The sequence below is a fragment of the Runella sp. genome (assembly GCF_965279615.1).
In the GTDB taxonomy this organism is placed as follows: domain Bacteria; phylum Bacteroidota; class Bacteroidia; order Cytophagales; family Spirosomataceae; genus Runella.
In genome coordinates this window covers 2,963,069-2,989,808 of the sequence record NZ_OZ257252.1, presented here as the reverse complement: position 1 = coordinate 2,989,808, position 26,740 = coordinate 2,963,069, and the positions used below count along the sequence as shown (strand labels likewise).

The 26,740-nt window shown below is 44.2% G+C and carries 21 protein-coding genes and 1 tRNA gene; 13 read left to right on the top strand and 9 right to left on the bottom strand.

Translation table 11 applies throughout. The features are described from left to right. Nucleotides 1-169: 169 nt before the first annotated feature. Both ACQY73_RS12785 and ACQY73_RS12780 read right to left on the bottom strand, forming a co-directional pair. Nucleotides 170-253: transfer RNA gene (locus tag ACQY73_RS12785), tRNA-Leu, on the bottom strand. Between the two features lie 83 nt (nt 254-336). Next, the gene (locus tag ACQY73_RS12780; RefSeq protein WP_428666433.1) at nt 337-1,581 is read right to left on the bottom strand and encodes an ABC transporter permease; all 1,245 of its coding nucleotides are present in this window, start codon (nt 1,579-1,581) and stop codon (nt 337-339) included. 159 nt (nt 1,582-1,740) lie between these two features. On the opposite strand from ACQY73_RS12780, the gene ACQY73_RS12775 reads away from it, so the two are divergent. Further along, nucleotides 1,741-3,003 carry an asparagine synthetase B gene (locus ACQY73_RS12775; RefSeq protein ID WP_428666430.1) on the top strand — a complete coding sequence of 421 codons (1,263 nt, stop codon included), beginning with the start codon at nt 1,741-1,743 and terminating at the stop codon, nt 3,001-3,003. Nucleotides 3,004-3,084: 81 nt separating this feature from the next. Here the strand turns inward: ACQY73_RS12775 and ACQY73_RS12770 are convergent, their stop codons facing one another. Both ACQY73_RS12770 and ACQY73_RS12765 read right to left on the bottom strand, forming a co-directional pair. Continuing rightward, complete coding sequence (locus ACQY73_RS12770; protein ID WP_428666428.1) at nt 3,085-3,903, bottom strand: exonuclease domain-containing protein; 819 nt, start codon at nt 3,901-3,903, stop codon at nt 3,085-3,087. A gap of 33 nt (nt 3,904-3,936) precedes the next feature. Beyond that, nucleotides 3,937-4,062, bottom strand: a complete 126-nt coding sequence (locus tag ACQY73_RS12765) for a hypothetical protein (RefSeq protein ID WP_428666425.1) — start codon at nt 4,060-4,062, stop codon at nt 3,937-3,939. A 194-nt stretch (nt 4,063-4,256) separates the two neighbouring features. Between ACQY73_RS12765 and ACQY73_RS12760 the strand changes: the two genes are divergently transcribed. Beyond that, complete coding sequence (locus tag ACQY73_RS12760; protein ID WP_428666423.1) at nt 4,257-5,900, top strand: GMC family oxidoreductase; 1,644 nt, start codon at nt 4,257-4,259, stop codon at nt 5,898-5,900. Between the two features lie 248 nt (nt 5,901-6,148). On the opposite strand, the gene ACQY73_RS12755 is transcribed toward ACQY73_RS12760, so the two are convergent. Next, nucleotides 6,149-7,303, bottom strand: coding sequence for a 2-isopropylmalate synthase (locus ACQY73_RS12755; RefSeq protein WP_428666420.1), 1,155 nt, complete (start codon nt 7,301-7,303; stop codon nt 6,149-6,151). Nucleotides 7,304-7,719: 416 nt separating this feature from the next. On the opposite strand from ACQY73_RS12755, the gene ACQY73_RS12750 reads away from it, so the two are divergent. From ACQY73_RS12750 to ACQY73_RS12725, 6 genes are all read left to right on the top strand, one after another. Next, entirely contained in the window at nt 7,720-8,565 is an 846-nt protein-coding gene (locus tag ACQY73_RS12750) for a glycerophosphodiester phosphodiesterase family protein (RefSeq protein WP_428668455.1), read from the top strand. A 120-nt stretch (nt 8,566-8,685) separates the two neighbouring features. After that, nucleotides 8,686-10,182, top strand: a complete 1,497-nt coding sequence (locus ACQY73_RS12745) for a GH3 auxin-responsive promoter family protein (RefSeq protein WP_428666418.1) — start codon at nt 8,686-8,688, stop codon at nt 10,180-10,182. Nucleotides 10,183-10,497: 315 nt separating this feature from the next. Beyond that, nucleotides 10,498-11,079, top strand: a complete 582-nt coding sequence (locus tag ACQY73_RS12740) for a LemA family protein (RefSeq protein ID WP_428666415.1) — start codon at nt 10,498-10,500, stop codon at nt 11,077-11,079. 80 nt (nt 11,080-11,159) lie between these two features. After that, nucleotides 11,160-11,594, top strand: coding sequence for a TPM domain-containing protein (locus tag ACQY73_RS12735; RefSeq protein ID WP_428666413.1), 435 nt, complete (start codon nt 11,160-11,162; stop codon nt 11,592-11,594). A 34-nt stretch (nt 11,595-11,628) separates the two neighbouring features. Beyond that, nucleotides 11,629-12,387, top strand: coding sequence for a TPM domain-containing protein (locus tag ACQY73_RS12730; RefSeq protein WP_428666410.1), 759 nt, complete (start codon nt 11,629-11,631; stop codon nt 12,385-12,387). A gap of 128 nt (nt 12,388-12,515) precedes the next feature. Further along, nucleotides 12,516-12,950, top strand: coding sequence for an NUDIX domain-containing protein (locus ACQY73_RS12725; protein WP_428666407.1), 435 nt, complete (start codon nt 12,516-12,518; stop codon nt 12,948-12,950). Here the strand turns inward: ACQY73_RS12725 and ACQY73_RS12720 are convergent. Further along, nucleotides 12,932-14,311 carry a sodium:solute symporter family protein gene (locus ACQY73_RS12720; protein ID WP_428666404.1) on the bottom strand — a complete coding sequence of 460 codons (1,380 nt, stop codon included), beginning with the start codon at nt 14,309-14,311 and terminating at the stop codon, nt 12,932-12,934. The genes ACQY73_RS12725 and ACQY73_RS12720 overlap by 19 nt on opposite strands. 145 nt (nt 14,312-14,456) lie before the next feature. Between ACQY73_RS12720 and ACQY73_RS12715 the strand changes: the two genes are divergently transcribed. The 3 genes from ACQY73_RS12715 (at nt 14,457) to ACQY73_RS12705 (ending at nt 18,128) form a co-directional block, all read left to right on the top strand. Then, a complete protein-coding gene (locus tag ACQY73_RS12715; RefSeq protein ID WP_428666402.1) occupies nt 14,457-15,188 on the top strand; it encodes an esterase family protein in 732 nt (243 codons plus the stop codon). Nucleotides 15,189-15,300: 112 nt separating this feature from the next. After that, nucleotides 15,301-17,070 (top strand): gliding motility-associated C-terminal domain-containing protein, encoded by a 1,770-nt coding sequence (locus ACQY73_RS12710; RefSeq protein ID WP_428666399.1) that lies wholly within the window; start codon nt 15,301-15,303, stop codon nt 17,068-17,070. Beyond that, complete coding sequence (locus ACQY73_RS12705; RefSeq protein WP_428666396.1) at nt 17,067-18,128, top strand: acyltransferase family protein; 1,062 nt, start codon at nt 17,067-17,069, stop codon at nt 18,126-18,128. The genes ACQY73_RS12710 and ACQY73_RS12705 overlap by 4 nt, the downstream gene beginning before the upstream one ends. 38 nt (nt 18,129-18,166) lie before the next feature. Here ACQY73_RS12705 and ACQY73_RS12700 read toward each other — a convergent pair whose 3' ends face one another. Next, nucleotides 18,167-23,104: a C25 family cysteine peptidase gene (locus ACQY73_RS12700; protein WP_428666393.1), complete on the bottom strand. Its 4,938-nt coding sequence runs from the start codon at nt 23,102-23,104 to the stop codon at nt 18,167-18,169. 263 nt (nt 23,105-23,367) lie between these two features. Between ACQY73_RS12700 and ACQY73_RS12695 the strand changes: the two genes are divergently transcribed. Then, the gene (locus tag ACQY73_RS12695; protein WP_428666391.1) at nt 23,368-24,546 is read left to right on the top strand and encodes an acetyl-CoA C-acyltransferase; all 1,179 of its coding nucleotides are present in this window, start codon (nt 23,368-23,370) and stop codon (nt 24,544-24,546) included. Between the two features lie 83 nt (nt 24,547-24,629). On the opposite strand, the gene ACQY73_RS12690 is transcribed toward ACQY73_RS12695, so the two are convergent. Both ACQY73_RS12690 and ACQY73_RS12685 read right to left on the bottom strand, forming a co-directional pair. Then, nucleotides 24,630-25,013, bottom strand: coding sequence for a RidA family protein (locus tag ACQY73_RS12690; protein ID WP_428666388.1), 384 nt, complete (start codon nt 25,011-25,013; stop codon nt 24,630-24,632). Nucleotides 25,014-25,085: 72 nt separating this feature from the next. Beyond that, nucleotides 25,086-25,805, bottom strand: a complete 720-nt coding sequence (locus tag ACQY73_RS12685; protein WP_428666385.1) for a pyridoxine 5'-phosphate synthase — start codon at nt 25,803-25,805, stop codon at nt 25,086-25,088. Nucleotides 25,806-26,024: 219 nt separating this feature from the next. Between ACQY73_RS12685 and ACQY73_RS12680 the strand changes: the two genes are divergently transcribed. Beyond that, entirely contained in the window at nt 26,025-26,735 is a 711-nt protein-coding gene (locus tag ACQY73_RS12680; protein WP_428666382.1) for an esterase family protein, read from the top strand. Nucleotides 26,736-26,740: the final 5 nt, after the last annotated feature.

Here is a 26,740-nt window from a genome sequence, read left to right as displayed (position 1 = left end):
AGTATAGTTATCAAGCGGTCTTCAAAGCATAGAAATGCCACGAATTCCGCTGTAAGAAATTACTGTAAGAAAAATCCGGAGTGTCTGAAAATCAACGAGAAGCAAAAGGGCTTAAAACGCAAAAAGCCCAAAGTTTTCACTTTGAGCTAATCTTACTAGTGGTTAGATGTACCCGGGGCCGGAGTCGAACCGGCACGGGTGTGACCCCATTGGTGTTTGAGACCAACGCGTCTACCGATTCCGCCACCCGGGCATCTGATTGGAAACGGGACTGCAAAAGTAGTCTCTACAGAATACTATGCAAGTTTTTAAGTGATTTTTTTTGATAAAAATCGACTATTCATAGCGTAATGCCTCGATTGGGTCTAAGCGTGAGGCTTTTATGGCCGGATAAATTCCTGAAACAATTCCGACAATAATGCAAACCAATATGCCCATAAACATCCAAAACCAAGGCACAATAAAACTGGCATTTGCGCTGATGAGCTTGGAAATCACGTTTCCGATCCCAATTCCGAGGATGAGCCCGCCGATTCCACCCAAGATGCAAACAACAATGGCTTCGATCAAAAATTGAAGACGTATAAGCCGTGGGGTGGCACCGAGCGATTTTCGTATGCCGATTTCACGCGTACGCTCTGTTACCGAAACAAGCATGATATTCATTAAAGCAATGGCCGCACCTAACAAGGTAATGATTCCGATCCCAAATCCACCGATGCGTAAATAGCCCGAGATATTCTCGAAATCTTTGGCGATGGCATCGGCGCTTTCTATTTCAAACGAATCAGCTTTTCCGATGCGGTCTTTACGGATCCGTCGCATAATGCCGCGCGCTTCTTCAATGATAAGCGCTTGATCCTCGCCGCTGTTGACGGTGGTAGTGATATCAAAGGTAAGTTGTCGATTGGCGGCTAATGCTCTGCCGTTTTCTAACGGTACTAATAAAATACGGTCATCTCCCCCTCCTGTCAGTGAGCCTTTTTTCTCAAGCACACCTACAACTTTGTATTGATTCCCCCGCACGATCACTTCCTGATTAATGGGGTCGATTTTGCCTTCAAATAATTTTTGCGCAATTTCAGAACCGATGATGGCCACATTGAGCCCATTGTCCAGATCGGTTTGTGATAAGTTACGACCGCCACTAAGTTTATATCCTTTAATGGCCATGTAGTTATCATCAATCCCGATAATGCGCGAATTGGGGTTGGTTTTTTGCGAACGGTATTTGACCTGTACGGCGCCACCCACGTTGGATGAAATAGAGACCGTTGCATTATAAGTGTCTTTAATTTCACGCTTATATTGAAGTGCTTGTCGGTAGTTGACGGGCGGGAAATCTTTTTCACTGCGTCCTGCGGAGCGGCGTCTGAATGGGCGTGGACCCATAATATCAAAAGTATTCGCTCCCAGATCAGCAAAACTGTTGTTGACTGAGCTTTGCATGCCATCAATAGCGGTCAAGATCCCTACCAATGACGTGATCCCAATGGCTATAATAAGTGCCGTCAGGACGGTTCGGAGCATATTCGATTGAATCGAACGGAGCCCTTCGCGGATGTTTTCGAGGAGATTCATTTTTATAAGTTAGAAGTCGGCAGCGAAGAGTGAGAAGGCAGTATATCATTTATTTTTATACTCGCTTCCGAAATCTGTCTCCCGGTACTTTTTCTGCACGTTTTTTGTAGTATATTCGTTTATACAAAAGTCAACATCAAAAAGTAAATCCACAAACCGATGAAACGGTGCATCCTACCACTTATCATTTTTTTTGGCTTAGTTCAGGGAGCATGGGCTTCTAAAGTCTTTATTCCGATGGATGAAGCTCAAAAAAATCACTTGAAAGCTTACGGATTGGCCTATTGGGTTCTCCGTTCGTACGATACTGAAATTGATTGGCTACTCAATTATCGGGGCGGAAGTTTTATGCTTGATTGGAGCCAACGGGTTGTTAACGAATTGGTGATCAGAGGAATTAGTTATGACGTTATTTCAGACGCGCAAAGCACCGCTATTTTGAACGAAGTAGCACAGCCTGATGCGAATATGGACAATGTAAAACTGCATAAAGCGCCCAAAGTAGCTGTCTACTCCCCCAAAACAAAACAACCTTGGGACGATGCCGTGACGCTTGTAATGACCTATGCGGAAATTCCCTACGATATTATATATGACGATGATGTAATGCAGGGAAAACTGGCCGAATATGATTGGTTACACCTTCACCACGAGGATTTTACGGGGCAATACGGCAAATTCTTCCATTTTCGGGATTATCCCTGGTACCGTGCTCAAAAGCGGGAAGCGGAAGATATTGCGGCCAAATGGGGATTCACAAAAGTGTCTAAGTTAAAATTGGCGGTTGCCAAAAAAGTACAGGAATACGTAGCCGGGGGAGGATATATGTTTGCCATGTGCAATGCCACCGATACCTATGACGTGGCCTTGGCCGCGCAAAATACCGATATTGCCGATGTACTCTACGACGGTGACGGTACCGATCCTGCCGCCCAAAAGAAACTGGATTTTACACAAACTTTTGCGTTCCAAAACTTTCAGGTCGTAACAAATCCTTATGAGATTGAATTCTCAACAGTAGACAGCCAACCCAATGATCGTGGATTGACTGAAGCAAATGACTATTTCACATTGTTTCAGTTTTCGGCAAAGTGGGATCCTGTGCCTACGATGTTGACCCAAAATCACCAGCAAATCATTAAAGGATTTATGGGTCAAACCACGGCCTTTAAAAAGCAATATATTAAACCTGAAGTGATTATTTTGGCCGAAAATCGCGCAGCGGGTGAGGCTCGTTACATCCATAGTACGTTTGGAAAAGGCTTCTTCACGTTTTACGGAGGTCATGATCCTGAAGATTATCGTCATGAGATCAATGAAGAACCAACCGATTTAAATTTGCACCCCAATTCGGCGGGTTATCGGTTGATTTTGAATAATATTTTATTCCCCGCCGCAAAGAAGAAAAAGCTTAAAACGTAGGAAATTTTTTATTACAAATGAAGGAGGCGGATCTGTTGATACCAACAGATCCGCCTCCTTCATTTGTAATGATTTGTATTTTTATTTGCGTCCGCCAAAAGCCATACGCATTTTGATCTCGGTGAGTTTACGTTTGGTATCCAGCGGGAAATCCCCTTTCATCATCCAGTCGTAATAGGCAGGCTCTTGTGTGAGCACGTCCACTACGCGCTTGCCGCTGTGCTTGCCGAAGTTAATGATTTCTTCTCCTTTGGCATTGTAAGCCATCCGATTGGCAAAGTCGACAATTTTGGAGGCTGCCAAATTATGCAGGGCTTCCATGTCATTTTGCACCGGCTCAAACAATTCTCCTTTTTCGTTTTTGATCTTTACGCCTTCGTAGCGGTCAATTTGGGCGCATAATACCTCAAACGTAGCCATCGTATCGGCATAGGCGCTGTGGGCATTTTCCAAGTCTTTGCCGCAGTAAAACTTATAAGCAGCGCTTAAATTGCGGGGCTCCATCATGTGAAAAATGCGCTGAGCATCTACGAGTTTCCGATTTTTAATGTCAAAATCAACGTCGGCACGGAGAAATTCTTCCACTAACATCGGCACATCAAAACGGTTGGAGTTAAAGCCCGCTAAATCACATCCTATTAAAAACTGGGCCAATGTTTTAGCAAAATTTTTAAACGTAGGGCAATCCTTCACGTCTTCATCATAAATTCCGTGGATCAGGCTGGATTCTATTGGAATCGGCATTCCGGGATTGACGCGAAACGTCTTACTTTCTATTTCACCATTCATCAGGGCTTTGACCACGCTGATTTCTACAATGCGATCTTTCTGAATATTGATACCGGTGGTTTCTAAGTCGAAAACCGCTAAAGGTTTTTTGAGTTTGAGGTTATGTGCCATTCAACAATTGAAATTGAACCCCAAAATTAGCATTTATTCTAAAGGGATTCCTTCTTTTTCTAAGTAAGAAGGAATATTAAGCGTAATTCTATTGAAGATTTCAATGCCTTTGCGCCAATTCGATACCAACCAATCTTGGTTGGACTCAAAGGCAATCACTTGTTTGGTTTTGGTAATGACCCATACTACTTTATGATACCTACTATTTCACACAGTGCATCGCTGTCGCTTTCGGGCAGGGGATTGCGGGCTCTGAAAAAACCATGAGTTAAGCAGAAGAATAATGCTTGATAAATATATCTGATTTTAAGAAAAATTTGTACATTTCCTGAAAAACTAAACCTTTGACGGAGATGACTTTCGATTATATCATCATCGGTGCGGGCTCGGCGGGATGTGTCTTGGCGAATCGCCTTTCCGAAGACCCCGGCAATCATGTGTTGCTTCTGGAAGCGGGCGGACCCGATAAAAAGATGGAAATCCATATTCCTGCTGCCTATGGCAAACTGAATAGAACGGAAGTAGATTGGGGCTTTGAGACTGAGCCTCAACCACAGGTGTTAAATCGCAAATTGTACCTTCCAAGAGGTAAAGCACTGGGAGGGTGCAGTTCTACCAACGCTATGGCATACGTGCGCGGCAATCGCGCCGATTATGATGAATGGGCTGCTTTGGGCAACGAAGGTTGGGATTATGAGTCGGTATTGCCCTTTTTTACCAAGTCGGAGCACAATGAACAATTTAATGATCGCTACCACGGACAGCGCGGACCGCTGAATGTGACGCGTGCGCAGGTATATCGTACACCCGTAGCAGATGCGTTTGTAAAAGCATGTATCGAAAAAGGGATTCCTGAAAACAATGATTTCAACGGTGCAGAACAGGCAGGGGCGGGGCTGTTTCAGTTTACGATTAAAAACCAAAAAAGATGCAGTACGGCTGTGGCTTTTTTGCGCCCTGTTTTGCATCGACCCAACCTAAAGATCATTACAAAAGCTCATACAAATCGCATCTTGATCGAAAACGACCGTGCAGTGGGGGTTGAATTTCTGTCGGGTAAAAATACTGTCGAAAAAGTATATGCTGAAAAAGAGGTCATTCTGTCGGCAGGGGCATTTAATTCGCCTCAGTTACTGATGCTTTCCGGGATAGGAGAGAGCGAGGAATTGAAACGGCATCGGATTGAGGTAAAAAAGCACTTGTCGGGCGTGGGTAAAAACCTTCAAGACCATTTATTTACGGGCGTCAGTGCGCTTTCTACTATACCAACGGCCAACGATACGCTCAAGCCACTGAACCAAATCAAAGGAGCAATTCAATATTTATTGTTTAAAAAAGGGCCGTTGACCATCAGCCCGTTGGAAGCCAATGCTTTTTTGAAAATCAATGACGGTGTCGATCCTGTTGATTTACAGTTGCATTTTGCACCCGTACAAATCGGTAACGACGGAAAAGCTGATTTTTATAATCCTGATACATATCCGCACGTGAGTGGATTTACCATTTTACCAACACTTCTCAAACCCAAAAGTGTTGGTTATGTTGGGCTTCGTTCGGCAAATTCACTTGATGCACCACTTATTGATCCTCGATTTTTGACTGCCGAAGAAGACCTGCTTACGCTGGTAAAAGGTACTAAAAAAGCACTGGAAGTAATGGAGGCTACGGCTTTGGAGGCGTGTAGAAAAGAGATTATACTGCCGCTTCATCGGAGTTCGGATGACGATTTGGTTTTACATATTAAGTCATTGTTAGAAACAGTATATCATCCCGTAGGAACGTGCAAAATGGGGAAGGATGATATGGCGGTGGTAGACAGTCAGTTGCGGGTAAAAGGCATTGAAGGACTCAGAGTGGCCGATGCTTCGATCATGCCGCGTATCATTGCGGGCAATACTAATGCGACGTGTATTATGATCGGTGAAAAAGCAGCAGATATGATTTTGAACTCAAAAGTTGGTCAAAAACGCTCAATTCGGGGAGAGATAAGAGTTTGAACTGTAAGTCGATTACAATAATATCAGATTCTCCAATCTGATGTAATAGGTTTCTTAAAACCGAATGATGTATAGGTTTTGAGAAACCTATGATGTCGGTTATAAGTAACCGGCACCACACGCTACCACAGTATTAATTTTTAAGCGCTGAAGCTTTGATTGATTTTTTCTTTCTAAAGCAGAAAAACCGCAAAGCACTTTTGCGGTTTTTCTGTTGTAAATTTTATATTTTTCAGCTGAAATAACGACTACGCCACCACAACTTCACGAGCCAACTCAACCAGATCTTTATCGTTTACTTCTTTTTTAATGTCTGCTACGTCCAAAAATCTTTTGTAAAGCTCGTCCAATACCGATTTTTCAAACGCAAAACCCAGTAATTCCAAACGGTGTTTCAACGCGTGACGACCGCTGCGAGCAGTCAATACGATCATCGACTTGTCGACACCTACGTCGGTCGGACTCATGATCTCGTAATTGAGTGTATGCTTCAGAAAGCCATCTTGGTGAATACCCGACGAGTGTGCAAAAGCGTTGCGACCTACAATGGCCTTGTTGGCTTGTACGGGCATGCGCATCATTTTGGAGACCAATTGACTGGTAGGATATAGTAATTCGGCGTTGATGCCTGTGTCGTAGCCCAGCTCTTTGTGCACTCTGAGCGCCATTACGACCTCTTCCAACGAAGTATTTCCGGCACGTTCTCCGATGCCGTTCATCGTAACTTCTACCTGGCGTGCACCATTCATAACGCCCGCAAGGGTATTGGCCGTGGCCAGACCAAGGTCATTGTGGCAGTGAATGGAAATCGTTGCCAAATGAGCATTGGAAGCGTGCTCAAAAATATATTTGATTCGTTCGCCGTATTGGTGAGGTAGGCAATAACCCGTAGTGTCGGGAATATTTACCACCGTAGCACCGGCTTTGATCACTGATTCTACCAAATGCGCCAGAAAGGCCAAGTCGGCACGGCCCGCGTCTTCACAGTAAAATTCTACATCTTCTGCATAACTTTTGGCATGCTTTACAGCACCAATTGCCTGCTCAACGATCTTTTCGCGGGTACTGTTAAATTTATGTTGAATATGAATATCCGACGAGCCTAAACCTGTATGGATACGTTTGTATTTAGCGTAAGCGAGGGCTTCTCCTGCGGCATCAATATCACCTTTTACGGCGCGTGAGAGGGCACAAATGACGGGTCCGCGAACGGCCTTCGAAATTTCTACCACTGACCGAAAATCACCCGGGCTCGAAATCGGAAAACCTGCTTCGATCACGTCAACACCCAGCTTTTCGAGTTCCTTGGCAACAACAATCTTTTCATCGGTGGTTAATTGGCAACCGGGAACCTGCTCGCCGTCGCGCAATGTAGTGTCGAAAATTTGAACTCTCTGGCTCATTGTTTGTAAAGAGGGGTTGATTGTTGAGTTGTACTTTTTGGGTTAAACTTTGCCAAAATTAATGTAATTTCATAAAAAACCCTTTCTCGAAGGAGAAAGGGTTTTCCTTTTCGCAAAACCTTCCTCTCTCACACCGTTTTGGTGAGTTGCAGTCGGCTTTGTAAAATGGTATATTGTATGTTCATTTGTTGTTGCGAATTTTCGCTGAACGCGTATTTCTTCTACAAAAGTAGCGGAATAATTTTTCCATGCAAAAAGTTTTTGAAAAAAATCTGTGTGCATTGCGGAGAGTAGTTGAGGAGTACTATTGTCTTACTTTTCGATAGATTTATGATAAATAATTAGCTTTGCACAGCGTATGAAAAAATCAACAGATGAAACTTCACTCTTTGGGAATCCTTTATTTCGTGTTATTTATGCAAATCTCTTTTGCCCAAAATTCTGCTTTCAACCGGGAAGGCCATCGCGGTTGCCGCGGTTTGATGCCCGAAAATACCATTCCTGCATTTCTGAAAGCGTTGGACTTGGGTGTAAATACGCTTGAATTAGACGTAGTTATCTCCAAGGACCGACAAGTAGTGGTATCTCATGATCCCTATTTTCACTCCGATTTTTCCATTGATCCAAACGGGCAGCCGGTAGCAAAAGGAGCTAAAGTAATTTTGTATGAATTAAATTATGACGAGATAAAAAGATACGATGTAGGAAGCAACGGAAACCCGAATTTTCCGCAACAACAAAAATTGAAAACCTACAAGCCGCTCTTGAGTGAGATGATTCAGGTCGTTGAAGACTATCGAAAGAAGAACAATATCCCACTGTTTTGGTATAATATTGAAATAAAAAGCGAGGAAAAAGAATACGATAAATCACAGCCTCAACCGTCCGTTTTCTCCGATTTGGTCTATAAAGAAATCATTAAATTACTGCCTCCCGACCGTATTGTTCTCCAAAGCTTTGATTTCAATATCCTGAAATATTGGAAAAAACAAATGGATGCCGGAAACTACCAAAAAGTAACTTTGGCCGCATTGGTGAGTAATTTGAAGGGAATCGAAAAGAATTTAGCCGAATTAGGTTTTACCCCCGAGGTATACAGCCCTTATTTTCAATTGCTAAGCGCAGAGAAAGTGCAACAGCTTCATGCACTGGGCATAAAAGTGATTCCCTGGACCATAAACACGCCCGAAGAAATGAAGCGGATTAAAAATATGGGAGTGGATGGGATCATTACCGATTATCCGGATAGAATTCCTCAATAAATACCGGCATATATTTTTAGTCGAATCATAGGGTATGATTCATTCGGTTCTTTTCTTTATGTTTGATAAAATAAATCAGATCACTGCGTGCCACTTCTGAACGATATACTTCTTTTTTTTATGAAACGCCGTGCCGAACGCATTGAGCATTTCAAAGCCTATCCGATTGAAGTTCAACATCAGGTTTTTCACGAACTGATCGAAGCCGCGCGCTATACGGATTGGGGAATCAAGTACCGGTATGACAGTATTCAAAACATAAAACAGTACCAGGAACGCGTTCCTGTTTCTACCTACGAAGATTTTTACCCTCACATCGAACGAGTGTTGTGCGGCGAGCAAAACGTGCTTTGGCCGTCGGATGTGGAATGGTTTTCAAAATCGTCCGGTACGACCAATTCACGCAGTAAATACTTACCCATTACTCCTGAGTCGCTGGAAGATTGCCACTATCGCGGAGGTAAGGATGTAATGACGCTCTATGCCCAAAATCGCCCAAATTCACTGGTATTTGAAGGAAAAGGGCTTTCTATTGGCGGTAGTTTGCACGAAAATCCTTTTCACGCAGATGGAGGAATGGTAGGTGATGTATCGGCGGTAATTATGCGCAATTTACCGACATGGGCCGAATATCTGCGCACGCCACCGCTTGAGGTGGCGTTGATGGATAAATGGGAGGAAAAGTTGACCAAAATGGCCGATATCTGCGCTCCGGAAAATGTAACCAGTATATTAGGCGTGCCTACCTGGACCATTGTATTGCTGGATCGCATCATGGAAGAACGAGGTGCTAAAAATATGCTCGAAATTTGGCCTAATTTTGAGGTTTTCATTCATGGCGCAGTAGCGTTTCAGCCGTATCGGGAGTTGTTCATGAAAAAATACTTTCCGAGTGATAAGATTACCTATATGGAAACCTACAATGCTTCAGAAGGTTTTTTTGCTCTTCAGGATGATTTGGCCCATCCCGGTGAAATGTTACTGATGCTTGATTATGGCATTTTTTACGAATTTGTACCGGTAGAAGAATGGGAGAAACCCCACCCGCGAGCGTTGACGTTGGAAGAAGTGGAATTGGACAAAAATTACGCCCTTGTAATTTCAACCAACAGCGGATTGTGGCGGTATCAAATTGGAGATACCATAAAATTTACCTCTAAAAGCCCGTTTCGCATCAAAATAAGTGGTCGAACCAAGCATTTTATCAATGCCTTTGGTGAAGAACTGATCATCGAAAATGCTGATTCGGCTATTACGCATGCCTGCGAACAAACCGGTGCCGTGATCAATGATTATACAGCCGGGCCGGTCTACATGAATGACGGGAAAAAAGGTCGCCACGAATGGATCATTGAATTTAGCCGAATGCCTGCTGATTGGGATACTTTTTGCGCATTGTTGGACGGACGCCTTCGCGAATCCAATTCAGATTATGATGCTAAACGCTATATGGATCTGGCGTTATTAAATCCTTTGATTCACAACGTTCCTACGGGAACTTTCTATAGATGGATGGGGCAACGCGGCAAATTGGGCGGCCAAAATAAAGTACCGCGCCTGAGCAACTCCCGCGAATATTTGGAAGGAATTTTAGAAATGATTTATGAGACAAAGTAGGGGCGGGGTTTACCTCCGCCCGGCGTATCAAAAGGTATGGTTTTAACCGAGAAATGTAAAACCGAAAAACCGAGAAATGTAAAACCGAAAAACCGCAAAATGTAAAACCGAAAAATATAAAACTGAAAAAAGAGGTAGGGGCGGGGCTTGCCTCCGCCCGGTTATTCCCAAATCATTACAATCAGTTCCGGATAATTATAATGAAAGAGAAAAAAGGCATACTTGCAACGAAAACTAACCGCTTATATAAATGTTTCAACAAAACGTTTAGCTTTGGGCAAATTTGCATCCGTTAACTAAAATGTAAACATTACCATGTCAAAAACCACAATTATTGTCGTCGTTGTTATTCTTCTTTTTGGTGCATACGGTTGTAGTACCTACAATGGCCTCGTGGGTAAAGATGAAACCGTTAATAGTGCGTGGGCAAAAGTCCAAACGCAATATCAACGCCGTGCTGATTTGATTCCTAACTTGGTCAATACTGTAAAAGGAGCTGCTGATTTTGAAAAAAGTACGCTGTCTGCCGTAATGGAAGCTCGTTCTAAAGCCACTTCTATTAATCTTACGGCAGAGCAACTTACTCCCGAAAATATTCAGAAATTTCAGGCCGCCCAAGACCAACTGAGTGGAACGTTGTCGCGCCTTTTGGCCGTATCCGAGAATTACCCCAACCTGAAAGCGAACCAGAACTTTTTGGATCTTCAGGCTCAGTTGGAAGGCACAGAAAACCGAATCGGTGTAGCTCGTAATGATTTCAACGATGTAGTGAAAGAATACAACCAATCGGTTCGTACTTTCCCCGCAGCACTGTTTGCGGGTATGTTTGGATTCAAGCAAAAAGGGTATTTTGAAGCCTCTCAATCTGCCCAAACGGCCCCAACAGTAAAATTCTAACCGGTAACCGGTAGACAGTAATGAGTAGTAAAGCAATTATTTCTGCCCAATAGTCATTACTGTCTATTCACCACTTACTCATGCAAGACCTCTCTTTTTCTAAAACTGACCAAGAGCGAATTGTCGCTGCTATACATGCGGCTGAAATGGCAACCTCGGGTGAAGTACGTGTTCATATTGAAAAGAACTGCCCTGAAACCGACGTTATGGAACGCGCCAAACAGGTTTTTGCTCAATTGGGAATGCATCAAACAGCGCTGAAAAACGGAGTGTTGTTTTACCTGGCGGTTGGGGACCGAAAATTCGCCGTCTTAGGAGATAAAGGAATTGACGAAAGCGTTCCTACCGGATTTTGGGACTCTATTCGAGACCAAATGCGTGCTCATTTTGTAAATCAAGCGTTTTCTGAAGGTCTCAGCGTAGGAATAGAACAGGCGGGTCAACAGCTTAAAAAGTACTTTCCGCGCCAGGATAATGACACTAATGAGCTTTCAGATGATATTTCTTTTGGATAACCTTCAGTGAAGGTAACGAATAAATTTCCGCCTAATGCGTCAACTCCTTTTTATCGTATATTTTTCACTTCTGACCGTTGGTCTTTGGGCACAGGATATTCCTGAACCTATGTCACCAAAGCGATTGGTCAATGATTATGTCGGAATGCTTAACGCTACTGAGCGTGAAACTCTTGAACAAAAACTGCGCGCTTACAACGACTCAACGTCCAGTCAGATCACAGTAGTTATTGTGAAAACAACGGGAGACTATCCAATTGGGGATTATGCCTTTGAATTGGGCCGTCGTTGGGGCGTAGGGCAGAAAGACAAAGACAATGGATTGGTACTTCTTTGGGCGCCGCAGGATCGTAAGATATTCATCGCGACCGGCCGCGGACTGGAAGGCGCTATTCCGGACGTCATTGCCAAACGCATCATTCGGGAAGTGATTACCCCTGAATTTAAGGCAGAAATGTACTATCGCGGTCTCGACCGCGGTACCGACGAAATCATTAAATATGCTTCGGGCGAATACAAATCTGACGGAACCGAAGGCGGTGACGGTCTCTCGTTAGGAGTTATTATCTTCTTGGTCATCGTATTTATTATCATCATTGTCATTTTTTCCCGCTCCAATCGCGGTGGCGGTGGCGGAATGCGAAGCGGTGGTGGCTGGATTCCTTACACTACTTTCTCCGGTTGGGGAAGTTCATCAGGAAACTGGGGAGGTGGCAGTAGCGGAGGTGGCAGTAGTTTTGGTGGATTTGGCGGCGGTGATTTTGGCGGCGGAGGTGCCGGGGGAGATTATTAAGCAATTAGTAGAAAAATAGGCGTGAAATTTGATACAGAACGGGAAAAACAGTAAAATTGATAATCAGTTAAAAATCAAAGGTACTATCGAAAAAGTAGTATTCTGATTCGCTCTCGGTTCTAAATGATATGAAAGTACGCCCATCAGCATTAATTATTGAAAATAACCACGTTTTATTACTACGCTATAATTACAGTGGCAACGACGTATTTGCGTTGCCCGGCGGGAATCCTGATCCCGGTGAAACTCTGCCACAGGTCATTGAAAGAGAACTTAGTGAAGAGCTGGGGATAGAAACCGAAGTCGGTGAAATGCTGATGGTTGGCGAAGTCCTGTCATCGCCTGTGAAATCGGTCAAAGGTGATGTGCTTCATTGCATTTTTCGTGCCCAGATCGTTGGCGGAATTCCTATCATTAATCCTGCACAGACTACGGCGCTCGAAATTGTTTGGCAGCCAATTGCGGCCTTGCCTCACCTTAATCTCTATCCAAACATAGGCTCCTGCATCGCCTCCATGACAGGTGGATATGTTGGGAAAATTGATCAGCCTTTCTTCGGATAAGCATACGACCCTGCTGTCATGCCTGCCAAACTTGCTGAAATTCCATAGATCAGGGACGGAAATGTTGTTTCCCACACATACTCACACATAAACCATGCGCCTAATCCTAAAATCATAGAAGCCAGACAGCCGGCAGAAGTAGCTCGTTTCCAGTACAATCCGAACGTTAGCGGAACAAACAGCGACACTAAGCTTATAGACGACGATTCGGCCACCAATTCAAAAATATCCTGCCGGGATTGCGCCATCCAAATGGAAACGAGCGTAACCAATAACACTCCACCGCGAATAACGGTTAAGAGTTGACTGTCTGTAAGTTTAGGAAAATAAGGTTTGATCAAATTTTCCCCCAAAACCGCCGCCGGTGCCAAGATCGCGCCACTGCTTGTACTTAATAATGCAGAAATCAATGCGCCGAAAAACAGTATTTGTATCCATAGCGGCGCATGTTGAAGAACCATATTGGGAATAATCATTTTTGTGTCTCCCTGCATCAGCTCAGGATATAATGACTTGGATGCCAACGCAATAAAAAGGGGGAGCAAGGCCACCGTCAAATACAAAAAACCCGCCAGAATAGATGATCTTACGGCAGTATTGGCATCTTTGGAAGACATAACCCGCTGAAAAACATCTTGCTGAGGAATAGACCCCAAACCAATGGTAATCCAAGCCGCAAGGTACTCGGCGTAGCTTTGGAAAGTTACTTCTTTGGGCACAAAGCGAAAAAAATCAGCCGGTTGCTGCGACGTTACGGCCGTTATTCCTCCCGTTTTTGTGAATAAAATCACCGCTAATACGACCAGGCCGATGATGAGAATAATATTGTGAAGAAAATCAGTAATGGAAATTGACCACATTCCACCCGTCAATGTATATACGGCAACCAAAGCAGCCCCTACCCAAATTCCGGTGGTCAGTGGCAAGCCAAAAATTACTTGTCCTACAATGCCCATTGCCACAAATTGGGCAGCGATCCAACCAAAATACGATGGAATGATCATGATTGCAGAGACGAATTCGGACGCACGCCCGAAACGGATCAGGAAAAAATCACAAAAAGTGATGATATTCCAACGGTAAAATGTTCTAGCAAAAAAAACGCCGACCAGTACCAAACACAATGCTGCTCCGAAAGGCTCTTCAATGACGCTCAAAAATCCACCTTCCAGAAAATGCGAAGGCGCGCCCATCATGGTTTCGGAACCGAACCACGTTGCAAACGTGACCATTGTAGCCATTGCCATGGGAAGGCGACGACCGGCCAGTACAAAATCTTCAGTTGTATTAATTCGACGGGAAGCCCATAGTCCCACTACTACGTTGAGTAACAGATAAATACAAATGGCGGAAACAAGCATGTAAAGAATGATGTTAGGAAGTTGTCAAAAATAAACGGTTTTGCGAACTTTGGCAAAGTTCATTTATTCATTGGTCTTTCAATTTATGTAAACAAAAGGCCGTATTTGATCCAAAATCAATCTTCCAAACAATCCAAAAATCAATATGTATCGCGAATTAGACGGTTGGCACAGTCCTTCATTGAACAAGCATATGGAAATTGCCACGTACGGGCATTATGGTTTTGCCCTTTTGATGATCCCTACGGCAGCGGCAGATTACCTTGAATACGAGCGTTTTCAACTCATTGACAGTATTAGTAAACCAATCAATGAAGGTAAAGTCAAAGTATTTTCTGTCAACAGCATCAATACCGAAAGTTGGATGAATCCGCATATGAATGGTCGTGATAAGGGCATTCGTCATCAACAATTCAATGAATATATTTACAACGAAGTCATCCCTTATATCAAAAGTAAAACCGGTCCTACTACTCCGATCATTGCCACGGGAGCTTCGTTTGGGGCATTGCACTCCGCCAATTTGTTTTTTCGTCGCCCGGACCTTATTAACGGAGTCATTGCGATGAGTGGTTGTTATGACCTGACGGCATACACCAAAGGGCATTATGACGACAATGTTTATTTCAATTCGCCCGTTCATTATCTGCGCAATCTTCAGGATGAGGCCTATCTGTCAACGTATCGCTCAAGTGGGCATATTCATATCGTAACCGGTTCCGGCAGTTATGAAGATCCGGATTCTTCACGCTATTTATCAAGCATTCTTCACGCGAAGGGCATTGGTCATGAGTTGGATGTGTGGGGGCAGGATATTCCTCACGACTGGCCGTCCTGGCGAAAAATGTTACCATATTATTTAGAAACAAGATTTTAAGTTAACTTTAAGAGGTCAAAATAGTCAGCCGTGACGTTCCTTGAAAATAGATGCAACACCCTTTCTTTTATTTGCGTAACGTGTAATAGTTAGAAAAACCCCGGAACATACGATGAAAAGGTTGGCGAAGTTGATTGGACTTTTTATTTCTTTTACAACCCTTGTTTTTGGTCAACAAGTGGATTGCGCCAACATCGGTTTTGAGTCAGGTACGACCATGGGATGGGAGTTGTCGAATGGAGTATTGGGCGTTGATGGGACCGGAACCAATGCAAAAGTGTCTTACCTAAATGAGCAAGTTGGCTCGATTAATGCCAGACACTTCATTACCGGGGTCAGCAATGGCTTTGATCCTCTTATTACCAATGAAAAGATACCTATGGTTGCTCCGGGTAGTACCCATTCTATACGGATCGGTACCAATTATTCGATGGGAGGAGGTACGTTCGACCGTATCAAAACCTCTTTTGTCGTAACCCCTGACAATACCCTCTTTCAATATCAATTTGCCCTGGTACTTCAAAATGATAACTCACATGAGGATTATCAGAAATCCGGCTTTTCGATTCATATAACCGATAGTAACGATCAGGAATTGGCCTGTAATTATTTTGGAGTGCAACTTCAAAAAGGAGGAACAGGCTCCGGGCTTAAAACGCAGCAATACACAAATCAGGGGTATTTGGAATATAAGAACTGGACTACAGGAGCTATTGATTTACGAAACTATATAGGGAAAATCATTAAAATTGAAGTGACTGTACACGGATGTACGAGAAGAGAGCATTTTGGTTATGCCTATTTTGATGCCCAATGTGTCAAATCAGAAATTAAAGTGACATCGCAGTGTCCTGATGCGCAGGGGTATATGATCCTAAAAGCGCCGGAAGGTTTTGGTACCTATGTTTGGAATGATGGACAGACTACTGCTGATGCGAGGGTAAAGGCAAATTTAGGAGATATGTATACGGTGAAGCTTTCGCCGCTGGATAAGCTTGATGCTTCCTGTCAGTTGCAATTGGACTATAAAATAAAGTACTATCAACCGGACACGACGATCACCAGAACAATTTGTGAAGGTGAAGAGGTAAAAATTGATAACGTAAGTTTTAAAACCACCGGTACCCACGTCAGGGTAATTACGCGGGCCAATGTATGTGACAGTACTGTTCGACTTAAATTGACGGTAATTCCGGCGGTACACCATATCCAAACGTTAGCCATTTGTGCCGGAAAAAGCGTTAAGGTAGGCGACTCCACCTATTCAAAGACGGGAACCTACACAACTGCCGTGCACCGTCCTTCGGGCTGTGACAGCATGGTTACTACTCATTTGGTTGTGGAAAGTCTTCAATTTCAAGTAGTTGGCGATAAAGCTATTACACAGGGAGATAGTACACGGCTCGAAGTACAGGTACAACCTGCGGGTGGATTTACGGTAGAGTGGACTCCTGCCTTGGGGCTTGCGTGCGCCAATTGTCCTGCCACATGGGCGCATCCTTCCAAAACCACACAGTATACTGTTTCGGTCAAGAATGCAAGTCAGGCGTGTCAGCAATCCGAAAAAGTAAATTTATCGGTCTTGCCATGTAACATTTATATTCCCGACATATTTTCTCCAAACAGTGACCAACAAAACGACGTGTTTTTTGTCTATGGAAATTCCTGCGTCAAACAGATCAAGGAAATGGTTGTCTATAACCGTTGGGGGGAAGTGGTGTACCGCAATGCCAATTTTGCATTCGCTGACCCCAAGCAAGGTTGGGATGGGCGGTATTTGGATGCGTTTGCCAGTGGGGGAGTGTATGCATACAAGATAGAGGTAGAATTTACGAACGGTGAAATAAACAAGTATTTAGGTTCCGTAGTGTTGGTAAGATGAGTCCATCGAAACTACCGGCATTGACGGGTTTACGTGCTTTTGCGGCTTTGTTGGTTTACGTTCATCATTACAATCCTTTTCCGAAATCTACTTTTTTACATCAATTAGCCCAAGAAGGTTACGTAGGCGTAACCGTGTTTTTTGTATTGAGCAGCTTTCTTATCACTTGGAATTATGCTGATAAACTCCGCACAACTGAGGAACGAAAGCGGTTTTATCTTTTTCGTTTTGCACGAATTACCCCTCTTTATTGGTTGCTGCTGACGGGTTATTATCTTCTTCAATGGTTTACGAAAGGAAAAGCAGACGGTTTAGAGCAGCTTTCCAATTTTCTGCTTATCAAAGGACTCATTCCTTCGCAGGTTTTCAGCGGCATTCCTCAAAGTTGGTCATTGACGGTTGAAGTGTGTTTTTATGCACTTGCACCTCTGTGGATATTCTTCGTTGTCGAGCGGCGTTGGGCAGCATTGCTGTTATTATATGCTTTCTTTGGCTTGGGACTGGTATTTTTTTATAAGACTGCACTTTCTTTTGGCAGCTTCTATACACTCTTTGGGCGGTTTTTTGAATTTGGTGCGGGAATTTATGCGGCACTTTGGTTATATAAAAAACAAGAAGTATCTGATTTTCAATTTAAAACAGCTACTGCGTTGTTATTCTCCAGCATTTTGGTGATTGCTTATGTTTTGGCCATTCATTATTTCCATCTTTTGGCGTTTTATACGGAATGGCTTCTTTATAATCTCTTATTACCAATTGCCGTTGGTTTTGGATTAGTGGGGTTAGCTACCGAGAAAAGCCTCCTGATTAGCGTGTTATCAAGTTCATTATTTCAAACTTTGGGCAAAGCTTCTTATGCGTTTTATTTAATTCATATAGGGCCTGTCGCGATTGTGCTCCAACGGTACGTTTCCGACAATAATTTGGTATTGCTGATTCTGCTGTGGGGAGTTGCGTGTGGCTTGTATCGTTGGGTAGAGAGACCTGTTTTTAAGTACCTTACAGGCTTTTCACGCAAAGACGCGGAGGAGCAAAGAAATATAAGCGACTTTCAATAGAAACTTTGCTCCTCCGCGTCTTTGCGTGAAAAAAAAAGCTATCGAATCAAGACCAGCTTACCCGTTGTTTTTACACCTTCTCCCACCGAAAGTGCCTGCCCATTCTTCTTGACTGTAATTCGATACACATACGTGCCCATTGCCAAGCCCGCCGTTGGGCTCCACACCCATTCATTTACGCCTACGCGAGGTACAAGGTTGACTTCTTTTACAATTCGGCCTGCCAGGTCAGTTACAACGATGGAGGCTTCGGTAGGAGCTTCCGTTCCCGAAACGGTAAATACAAAACGCAGAATATCCTGAAAAGGATTAGGGTTGGCCTCGACAGCTAGGATGCGTTGTTCGTTAATTACCCTGAAGGTGATTTTATAAATTCCCGTGCGATTGTTGGTGGCATCAGCGCCTTGTACCTGCAATGTATACACCCCGTCGGGAAGTGTGCCCGGACGGTATTCAATGCGCACCACGTTTTGGTTGTCGGCGGGAGTGAATTTGAGCAATGGATTGGTAAATGCTATTCGTTGGAATGTACTTTGATTGGGACGTTGCAAAAACAGAGAAATGCCAACGGTATCTCGTTTGAACAGAATTTTGTTCTCATCTTTTAATTGTACCAAGATCACCGGATTGGCCGAAACCACTTCACCGTCCTTAATTCGTTGATTGTCAAATACTACATCCAACACAGGTGCGAATCGGTCGGGAACCACTGTAAAGGGAAGATTTACAATGTTGTTTGTGTAGTTTTGTTCAGGTTGTCGACGTGGGTTAAAATTGACTAACAAACGATTATCACCACTGCGACCTAAGGTTGGAAGCGTGACCGAGAAAGATGATTCCTGATTGGGGGCGAGTTTTCCCAGCTTTCGTTCCGTAATTTGAGGTTGACCGTTAGGACTGAAAACCGTTTGTTGAACCACGACTGAATCACGGAAAGCCACCGTGGATACATTTTTGAAAGCCACATTGACCGTAAGTTGTTCCCCTTCCTGACGTTCAATGACTCCGCTTAGATTGGAAGTGGCACTTCCTTCAGCTACAGGAGTGTAAGTGACGAGCCAATTACGCAATTGCGCAGGAGTGGTGGCAGTAACATCAGGATTTGTTAAATGCAATTGTAATCGTAAGAAAGGATAACGGATAGCATCAATGCTTTTCAGATCGACCGGTTTATTGGCCGATTGGTTGGTTAATAAAGGTGTTTCTTTTCCGTTCAGATCAACGCCCAGTAACGTTAACGCTGATTGCTGTCCATTCGTTAATACCTGTTGATTTTTAAGCGATGCCCAACTGCTTGCCGGACCGATAAGTGACGAGGTAATTTCTCCGGTTGACTTAGTACTTTTCAGGATATGGTTGTCCAAATTTAAAGTGCGGAGGCTGGGCGCAATATCGTTGGGGTCAGTAGCCAATTCCAGTGCAGGTTTCTTCGCCCCTTTTTGAAGGATCAAAAGATTGGGGCTTCGCAAAAGAGCTTCATTTACGCCCAATTCTTTCAATTTAGCAAGTTGAGAAGCCGGCCATTGGTCAAAACGAACGGCTCCTACCGACATAAGGACGATCCAATCACCGTTAGGAACCGCATCCACCCACCGGCTAAAGAGTTGATTATTGATTATTTCAGGCTGACGGAGTGTATTCATCGCATAAGGCGGATTGCCGCAATTACGACTCGGCATGATCGAATACGCCTGAAGATTGTCGCGGTGTAACGCCGTCACTACGATATTTGCTTCTGCATTGGCTCCTTGAAATGTACTGCAATTGCTGCCTGCAACGAATAAAATATCGCTGATGGTGAGTTGAGTAAACTGATGACCTTGGTTAAACCCACCGACCGAACTGCCCGCGACCACCGCTTTTATGGGCACGGCAAGTGGCGTATAGCTCCAAGTCGGCTGAGCAGTAAGTGAAAGATTAATATCAAGCGGAGTGGCTTTGGTAAATTGGGCAGTTTGTCGTTGCGTCCATCCTTCACCACCGTTTTGAATATGAGTAAATGAGCTTTCGCTCCAAAGGTTGTCATTGCCTTCGGGGCGGTCGGCGTAGCGAATTCGCCAGAAATAGGTTGTACTGTCACGGGGAAGAAGCGGAACTTTCCAACTTGGCAGCAAAGCGGCCGTGATGGTTTGAGTACGCTTAAAAGGACTGTTAAATTGGGTCGTGGTATCAAGTTCAATGGTATAATTTCGGCTTGCATTTTCAATGTTTTGAGCCAATAATTGCACCGTTGGCAATCCATTTTCTACCGAAGAAACAATGGCATATTCCGCAGGAATTAAGGGATACGCGCCCGCAACGGGGAGCGTAATTTCTACTGCGGCAGTATTATTGGGTTTATTCATTTCGACGAGTGTATTGGACGGGTCCAGCACAATTTCAAAACGATTGAGCCCATTTTGAGTACGGTCATTTGGGATGAGAAACCGCAATGTATCCTGATAGGCCACGGCAGGAAAAATAGCTTCGAAAATCTGCACAGCCCCGCCACCGGAGGTGCGTGAAAGACGAACAGGAAGCTTTTCACTGCGGTATAATCCTACATTCGAAACTACAACACGAACTTCCAACGAATCGCTCAACGGCCCGATATCGGTTCCGTTTTTGCCTTTTACACTGATTCCCTGACTCGTTACGACATAATCAGGTTGCTTGGTAGGAAACAAAACGATGGCCGGGTCGCCCTGCAATGTCATTTGCTGAGCATCGGCTTGGTAGATAGGGTCATTCGGAAATAGGGCCAATGTTTTGCGTATGATTTGTTGATGAATTTCTCCAAACGGGCGACTGAGGTTAAGGCTGTCGCCAAGTAATGTTTCGTAAAATGTTGTGGCAAAATCTTTAAGCGAATGAACAAATGCGTAGTTGGAATGCGCTAAAAATAAAATAGCGCCGCGATCTTTTGTTGCGATCCAGTCAATGGGAAATGTATTGGCTCCAAAGGTGAAATTGCCTAATACGCAACCATTTGCGTAGACCAACGGATAACGGCCTTTGTTCCGAAACCCTAACACATCGTTGGAAACGTTCCCAATATTAATATCAGTGTCCTGCAAACTGGAATGCCCGAAAAGCGTAATGATGCCCGCACCTTCGTTTACTTCGTTGGCAATACCGACGTATTCTACCGCTTCATCCGTTTTTTTAGTGATGGTTGTAACACGCGCCCCAAGGTATTGACGTTGGGCTTTTTGTTTGAAATTATTGACAATTTGCAAAAACTGACTCTGTTCAAATAAGTTTGTACCGCCGCTGAGGTGTAGGATATTTTTACGCCAAAGGGCGTTCATGGGAGTCGATTCGTGCTCCTTTACTTTTTCCAGATAGTTCAATACTGTTGGGGAGTTATCGGTCCAAAGCCGCCCGGTAGGAATGGCAGCGATAAGTTGCGGTTGCCCTTTCAGTCCGTGCGAAAATAAATTATCAGAGCCCGGCCAGCCGAACGATGGCACCATATCCACTTGACTGCGAGTGGGTTTTGTACGATTAAAATCTACTTGCTCCGTTCGACCGATGATAAACATAAAACGGGGATTTCCCTTCTCGGCCATGAATTGAACAAAACGTCGGATTGCTAATGGACTGAATTCGCCGTAGTTAAATTGATTCACCAAAAAATCGGTTTCGACGGTTAGCGTATCATACCGCCCGCCCACCGTTGAAGCTCGGTATCCGCCGAATTGTCTGGCGGCATTTGCCAGATTGCGATGGGTAATGATAAGGTAATTGGCTTTGGCAGCATCAATATTCCGAAAACCAACGCGCCGGATGCTTGGCACAGACAGAACAGTTCGCGTAGCAAAAAGCGTTTTTGCGGTATTTGTTGCACGAACAATGGCTTTTAAGGTATTGGCTTCAATGGTTGCCCCGATTCGGGTAATGTTCTTTTTATCGGTAATGTCAAACAACCGAACGTCGTTGGCTGCGTTGGGAATTTCAAGGTATGATTTGCCCGACGAACTTGTATTCAGGTAAAAATATTTCTGCGTTTTATTCAACAGATCAAAGCGTTGCGGATAGCGCAGTCGATAATATGTAATGCTGTATACATCTTCGGCCTGTTCAGCAAAAGTCCCGCGCGAAACGGTGGAGACGGAAATGCGATTACTGTCAAGTGATACGTCCGAGAAAGCAATCTCCCGTTGTACCAACAAGGCACTTTGATGATTAAAACGAACTGTATCGACCAAACGATTGGCTATAAGACTGCTCCCAACTTTGATTTCGACAAAATGCAAACGATGGTCACGCCCCATCAGGTGAATTTCAAGCTGAGGCTTTGGGCCTGTCCGAACAGGATTATCAAGCTGAATTCGCTTTGAGATCACCGCGTTTTTGGTAAGCTCGGGTCCGGTCCAGCCTTCGCCGTAATCGTAATAAGAATGTTGCGCACCCTGCGAAGTCCCCAGAGGATACATCAAACCTTCGGACATGCCTATATAATTGTAGCTTGCAATATTGGAAATCAGCAGGTCTTCGCGATGGTAGGCATCAGGCGTTAGGTTGGACGTATTTTGTTCCTGATAAAAAGGCATTCGCTTGCCTAACTGCCCATCCAAACGCCACGTAATAAAGTACGCTGTGGTGTCGGAATAAAGGTTATAAATTTTGTGCGGTTGAGCGCTGTGCGGAATATACAATAATGAATCTTGAGTGCCGTCGTTGCCTTCACCGTAAAATTCCAGATAGTCGGCATCATCCCACTTGCCATCGCTTTCACCCTGCACAAAAATAGCTTGTTCTTCGCCTCGAAAAAACAATTGAAGAGAGGCGGGGTTGGTTGTGGCCACAGGGAATCCTGCCTGACGCAACTCAGCCGTCGAAATTTTATAAAGCCCTTTTTGTGCAATCGGGATCTTGAAATACGTCTGTTGATAATTGATCCATTCGTTGCCGTAAATAGTTTGGGCGTGAGTGGGAAGGATGAAAAAGGTACTGAAAAATAAGCCAATAACGGCCGCTAACCTAACTCGCATCTGATTTTATTTTACGAATCTGCCTCTAATCGTAGAAGCGGATGCAATTTACTCCGGAAATAACAAAAACCCTGAATAATAGGGAGGATTTCAGTGATGTAAGTAAAGGAAGAATAGATGTACATATTCAGACTTCGGAGAAGTCCAGCCTTTGTAGGAAACCAAATGTTAAAAATAATATGTTATGCTTGCAGAGTATTTTTTGCAAAAAAAATGTTTGTTTTGTAGTGAATAATTGCAAACTGAGAAACAACGCTTAAACCATGAACGCATATATTGTAGCGGGATACCGCACGGCGGTGGGCAAAGCCCCCAAAGGCACTTTTCGTTTTACACGCCCCGACGATCTCGGTGCGGAAGTGATCAAACACATGATGGCGCAATTGCCGCAGCTGGACCCGGCCCGCGTCGATGACCTCATCGTTGGAAACGCTGTACCGGAAGCAGAGCAGGGAATGCAGATCGCCCGTTTCATTTCACTTCTGGCTTTACCTAAAAGCGTACCCGGATTTACGATCAACCGTTATTGCGGCTCAGGTGTAGAAGCCATCGCAATTGCGGCGGCTAAAATTCATGCCGGCTTTGCGGATTGTATTGTAGCGGGAGGGGTAGAATCCATGTCGATGGTGCCAACAACCGGTTGGAAGACAGCTCTGAACTATGAAATTGCCAAAGACCACGCTGATTATTACGTTGGAATGGGCTTAACGGCGGAGCAGGTAGCCAATCAATATAAAATCAGCCGTGAGGACCAAGATGCTTTTGCGCTGGCATCGCACCAAAAAGCACTTGCCGCACAGGCAGCCGGAAAATTCGCCGGTGAAATCGTGCCGATTACGGTCAAGGAAACCTATTTCGATGCCAATAGCGGGAAAAAGAAAAATAAAGAATACGTAGTAACCCAAGACGAAGGCCCACGGGCTGATACAACATTGGAGGCTTTGGGACGATTGAAGCCCGTTTTTGCGGCGGGTGGAAGTGTCACTGCCGGGAATTCTTCTCAAACTTCCGACGGTGCAGCTTTTGTGGTCGTAATGTCGGAACGGATGGTCAATGAATTGAACCTCAAACCGGTTGCGCGCATGATGTCTTATGCTTCGGCAGGAGTAGAGCCGCGTATTATGGGCATTGGACCGGTAGCTGCAATTCCAATTGCGCTGAAACAGGCAGGAATTCAATTGGCTGATATTGACCAAATTGAATTGAATGAAGCCTTTGCTGCACAGTCATTGGCCGTTATTCGGGAAGTAGGAATTGACCCAACAAAATTAAATCCAAACGGCGGAGCTATCGCACTTGGACACGCTTTAGGTTCGACGGGCGCACGCTTGTCGGTGCAATTGTTCAACGAAATGCGCCGTCGCGAACAAAAATATGGAATGGTCACCGCTTGCGTAGGAGGTGGACAAGGCGTAGCGGGGATCTATGAATTCTTGAATTAAAAAATGCAGACTTGGAAAGTTTATAAGTTGGCTCACTATTGAATGTTCCAGCCTAAAACTTTCCAAGTTTGCATTTGTCTTTTTTAATCCTTCACTGCAATTACTGATATTTCTACATTAACGTCTTTAGGCAAACGCGATACTTCAACGGTTTCCCGGGCAGGGTAATGGCCGATAAAAAAGTGCCCATACACTTCGTTGACTTTGGCGAAGTTGTTCATGTCTTTCAAAAAGATACTGGTCTTAATGATGTTGTGGTACGTAAGGCCGGCTTCTTTCAAAATCGCTCCGATGTTGAGCATGACCTGCCGCGCTTCGTGCTCTATATTGCCTGTGACCAGATCTCCATTGGCAGGGTCAATGGGAATTTGTCCTGAAACATACAAAGTATCTCCGACCATTACTGCCTGAGAATAAGGACCGATCGGCGAGGGAGCCGCGGTAGTAAAAATAATTTTTTTTGACATGACTTTTCTGCTTGATTATTGACAATGGGTTTTAGAAGTCGGCTTTAGCCCTTAGTGTTATTTTTTCTTCAATTATACCTCCAATTCCCGTAAATACATCTGAATGGTGTTTTCCAACCCAAAATACAGAGCATCGCAGATGAGCGCGTGGCCAATGGACACTTCATCCAAGTGAGGAATTTTTTCTTTCAGGAAACGCAAGTTTTCGAGACTTAAATCGTGACCGGCATTCAAGCCAAGACCGACTTCCTGAGCCACTTTAGCCGCTTTTACGTAAGAAGCTACCGCTTTTTCGGGGTCTTCGGGGTATTCGGTTGCGTAAGGCTCGGTATATAATTCTACGCGGTCAGCACCGCATATTTTGGCTCCTTCCACCATTTTTTCAATGGGGTCAACAAAGACAGAAACACGAATCCCGGCTCCTTTAAAAATCTGAACCAAATCAATAAGGCGGTCACGGTGCGTAATGGTATCCCAGCCGGCATTGGAGGTAATGGCACCCAACGCATCCGGAACCAAGGTCACTTGCGCGGGGCGAGTGGTTAAAACTAATTCAATAAATTTAGCTTCGGTAGGATTTCCTTCAATGTTGAATTCAGTCGTTACGACTTGCTTTAGATCCAACACATCCTGATAACGAATATGACGCTCATCGGGGCGTGGATGGACTGTAATGCCTTGGGCACCAAAGGCTTCGCAATCAAGGGCTGTTTTGACGACATTAGGATTATTGCCGCCGCGCGAATTACGCAAGGTGGCTATTTTATTGATATTTACGCTAAGGCGAGTCATTTTTTAAGTGTGCGGTTAGTGCCGATAAGTAATTGAACAGTAAAGAGTGGCACGCATTTAGTGTCACTCATCCTTGACTTTCTAACTTTTAACCCCTCATAATGGTTTCAAAAGTATGCGGAAATAGTCTTTTACACAATTTTTGAATCAGAATCTTGTTATTCTCGCTTTTTGTATATATTTCGACAAAATATTTCCACATTAAACACTTTATCAACCTTGAAAGAAACATATCAAAAGTGGTATTCGCCCACGCTGGGTCGGGATATCGAAATGCTCGTCTTCGGGCATTGGGGGTATCCCATTCTCCTGTTCCCGACGTCGATGGGAAGGTACTACCAAAATAAAGATTTTGGGTTGACTGATTCGGTCAAAGGATTTGTGGACGCGGGAAAAATAAAACTGTATCTGGTAGACGGAATCGACAAAGACAGTTGGTATGCCAAGCACTTACATCCATCGGTACGGGCGCATAATCATGCTATATATGACCGTTTTTTGAACGATGAACTTGTGCCTGCGATCCGCAATGAGGCCAATGTAGATAAGATTGGCGTGGCAGGGTGTAGCTTTGGCGGTTATCATGCACTTAATTTTGCTTTCAAACATCCTGATAAAGTAGCTTATATGTTCAGTATGAGCGGAGCATTTGACATCAGAAGCTTTCTGGAAGGTTACAACGACGATACAGTCTACTTCAACAATCCCGTTGATTTCATGCAAAACGAAGAAGCTTGGAAGTACAATCACATGAAAATTGTGCTGGGAACCTCAGAATGGGATATTTGCCTCAATGATAATATTCGGATGGCTAATATTTTAAGAGCACGCGGCATAAATCATTGGTTGGATATTCGAGGTTGGGAAAGCCACGATTGGCCGCTTTGGAATCGAATGTTTCCGGAATATGTGTCGCAAATGGGGCTGTAAATTCT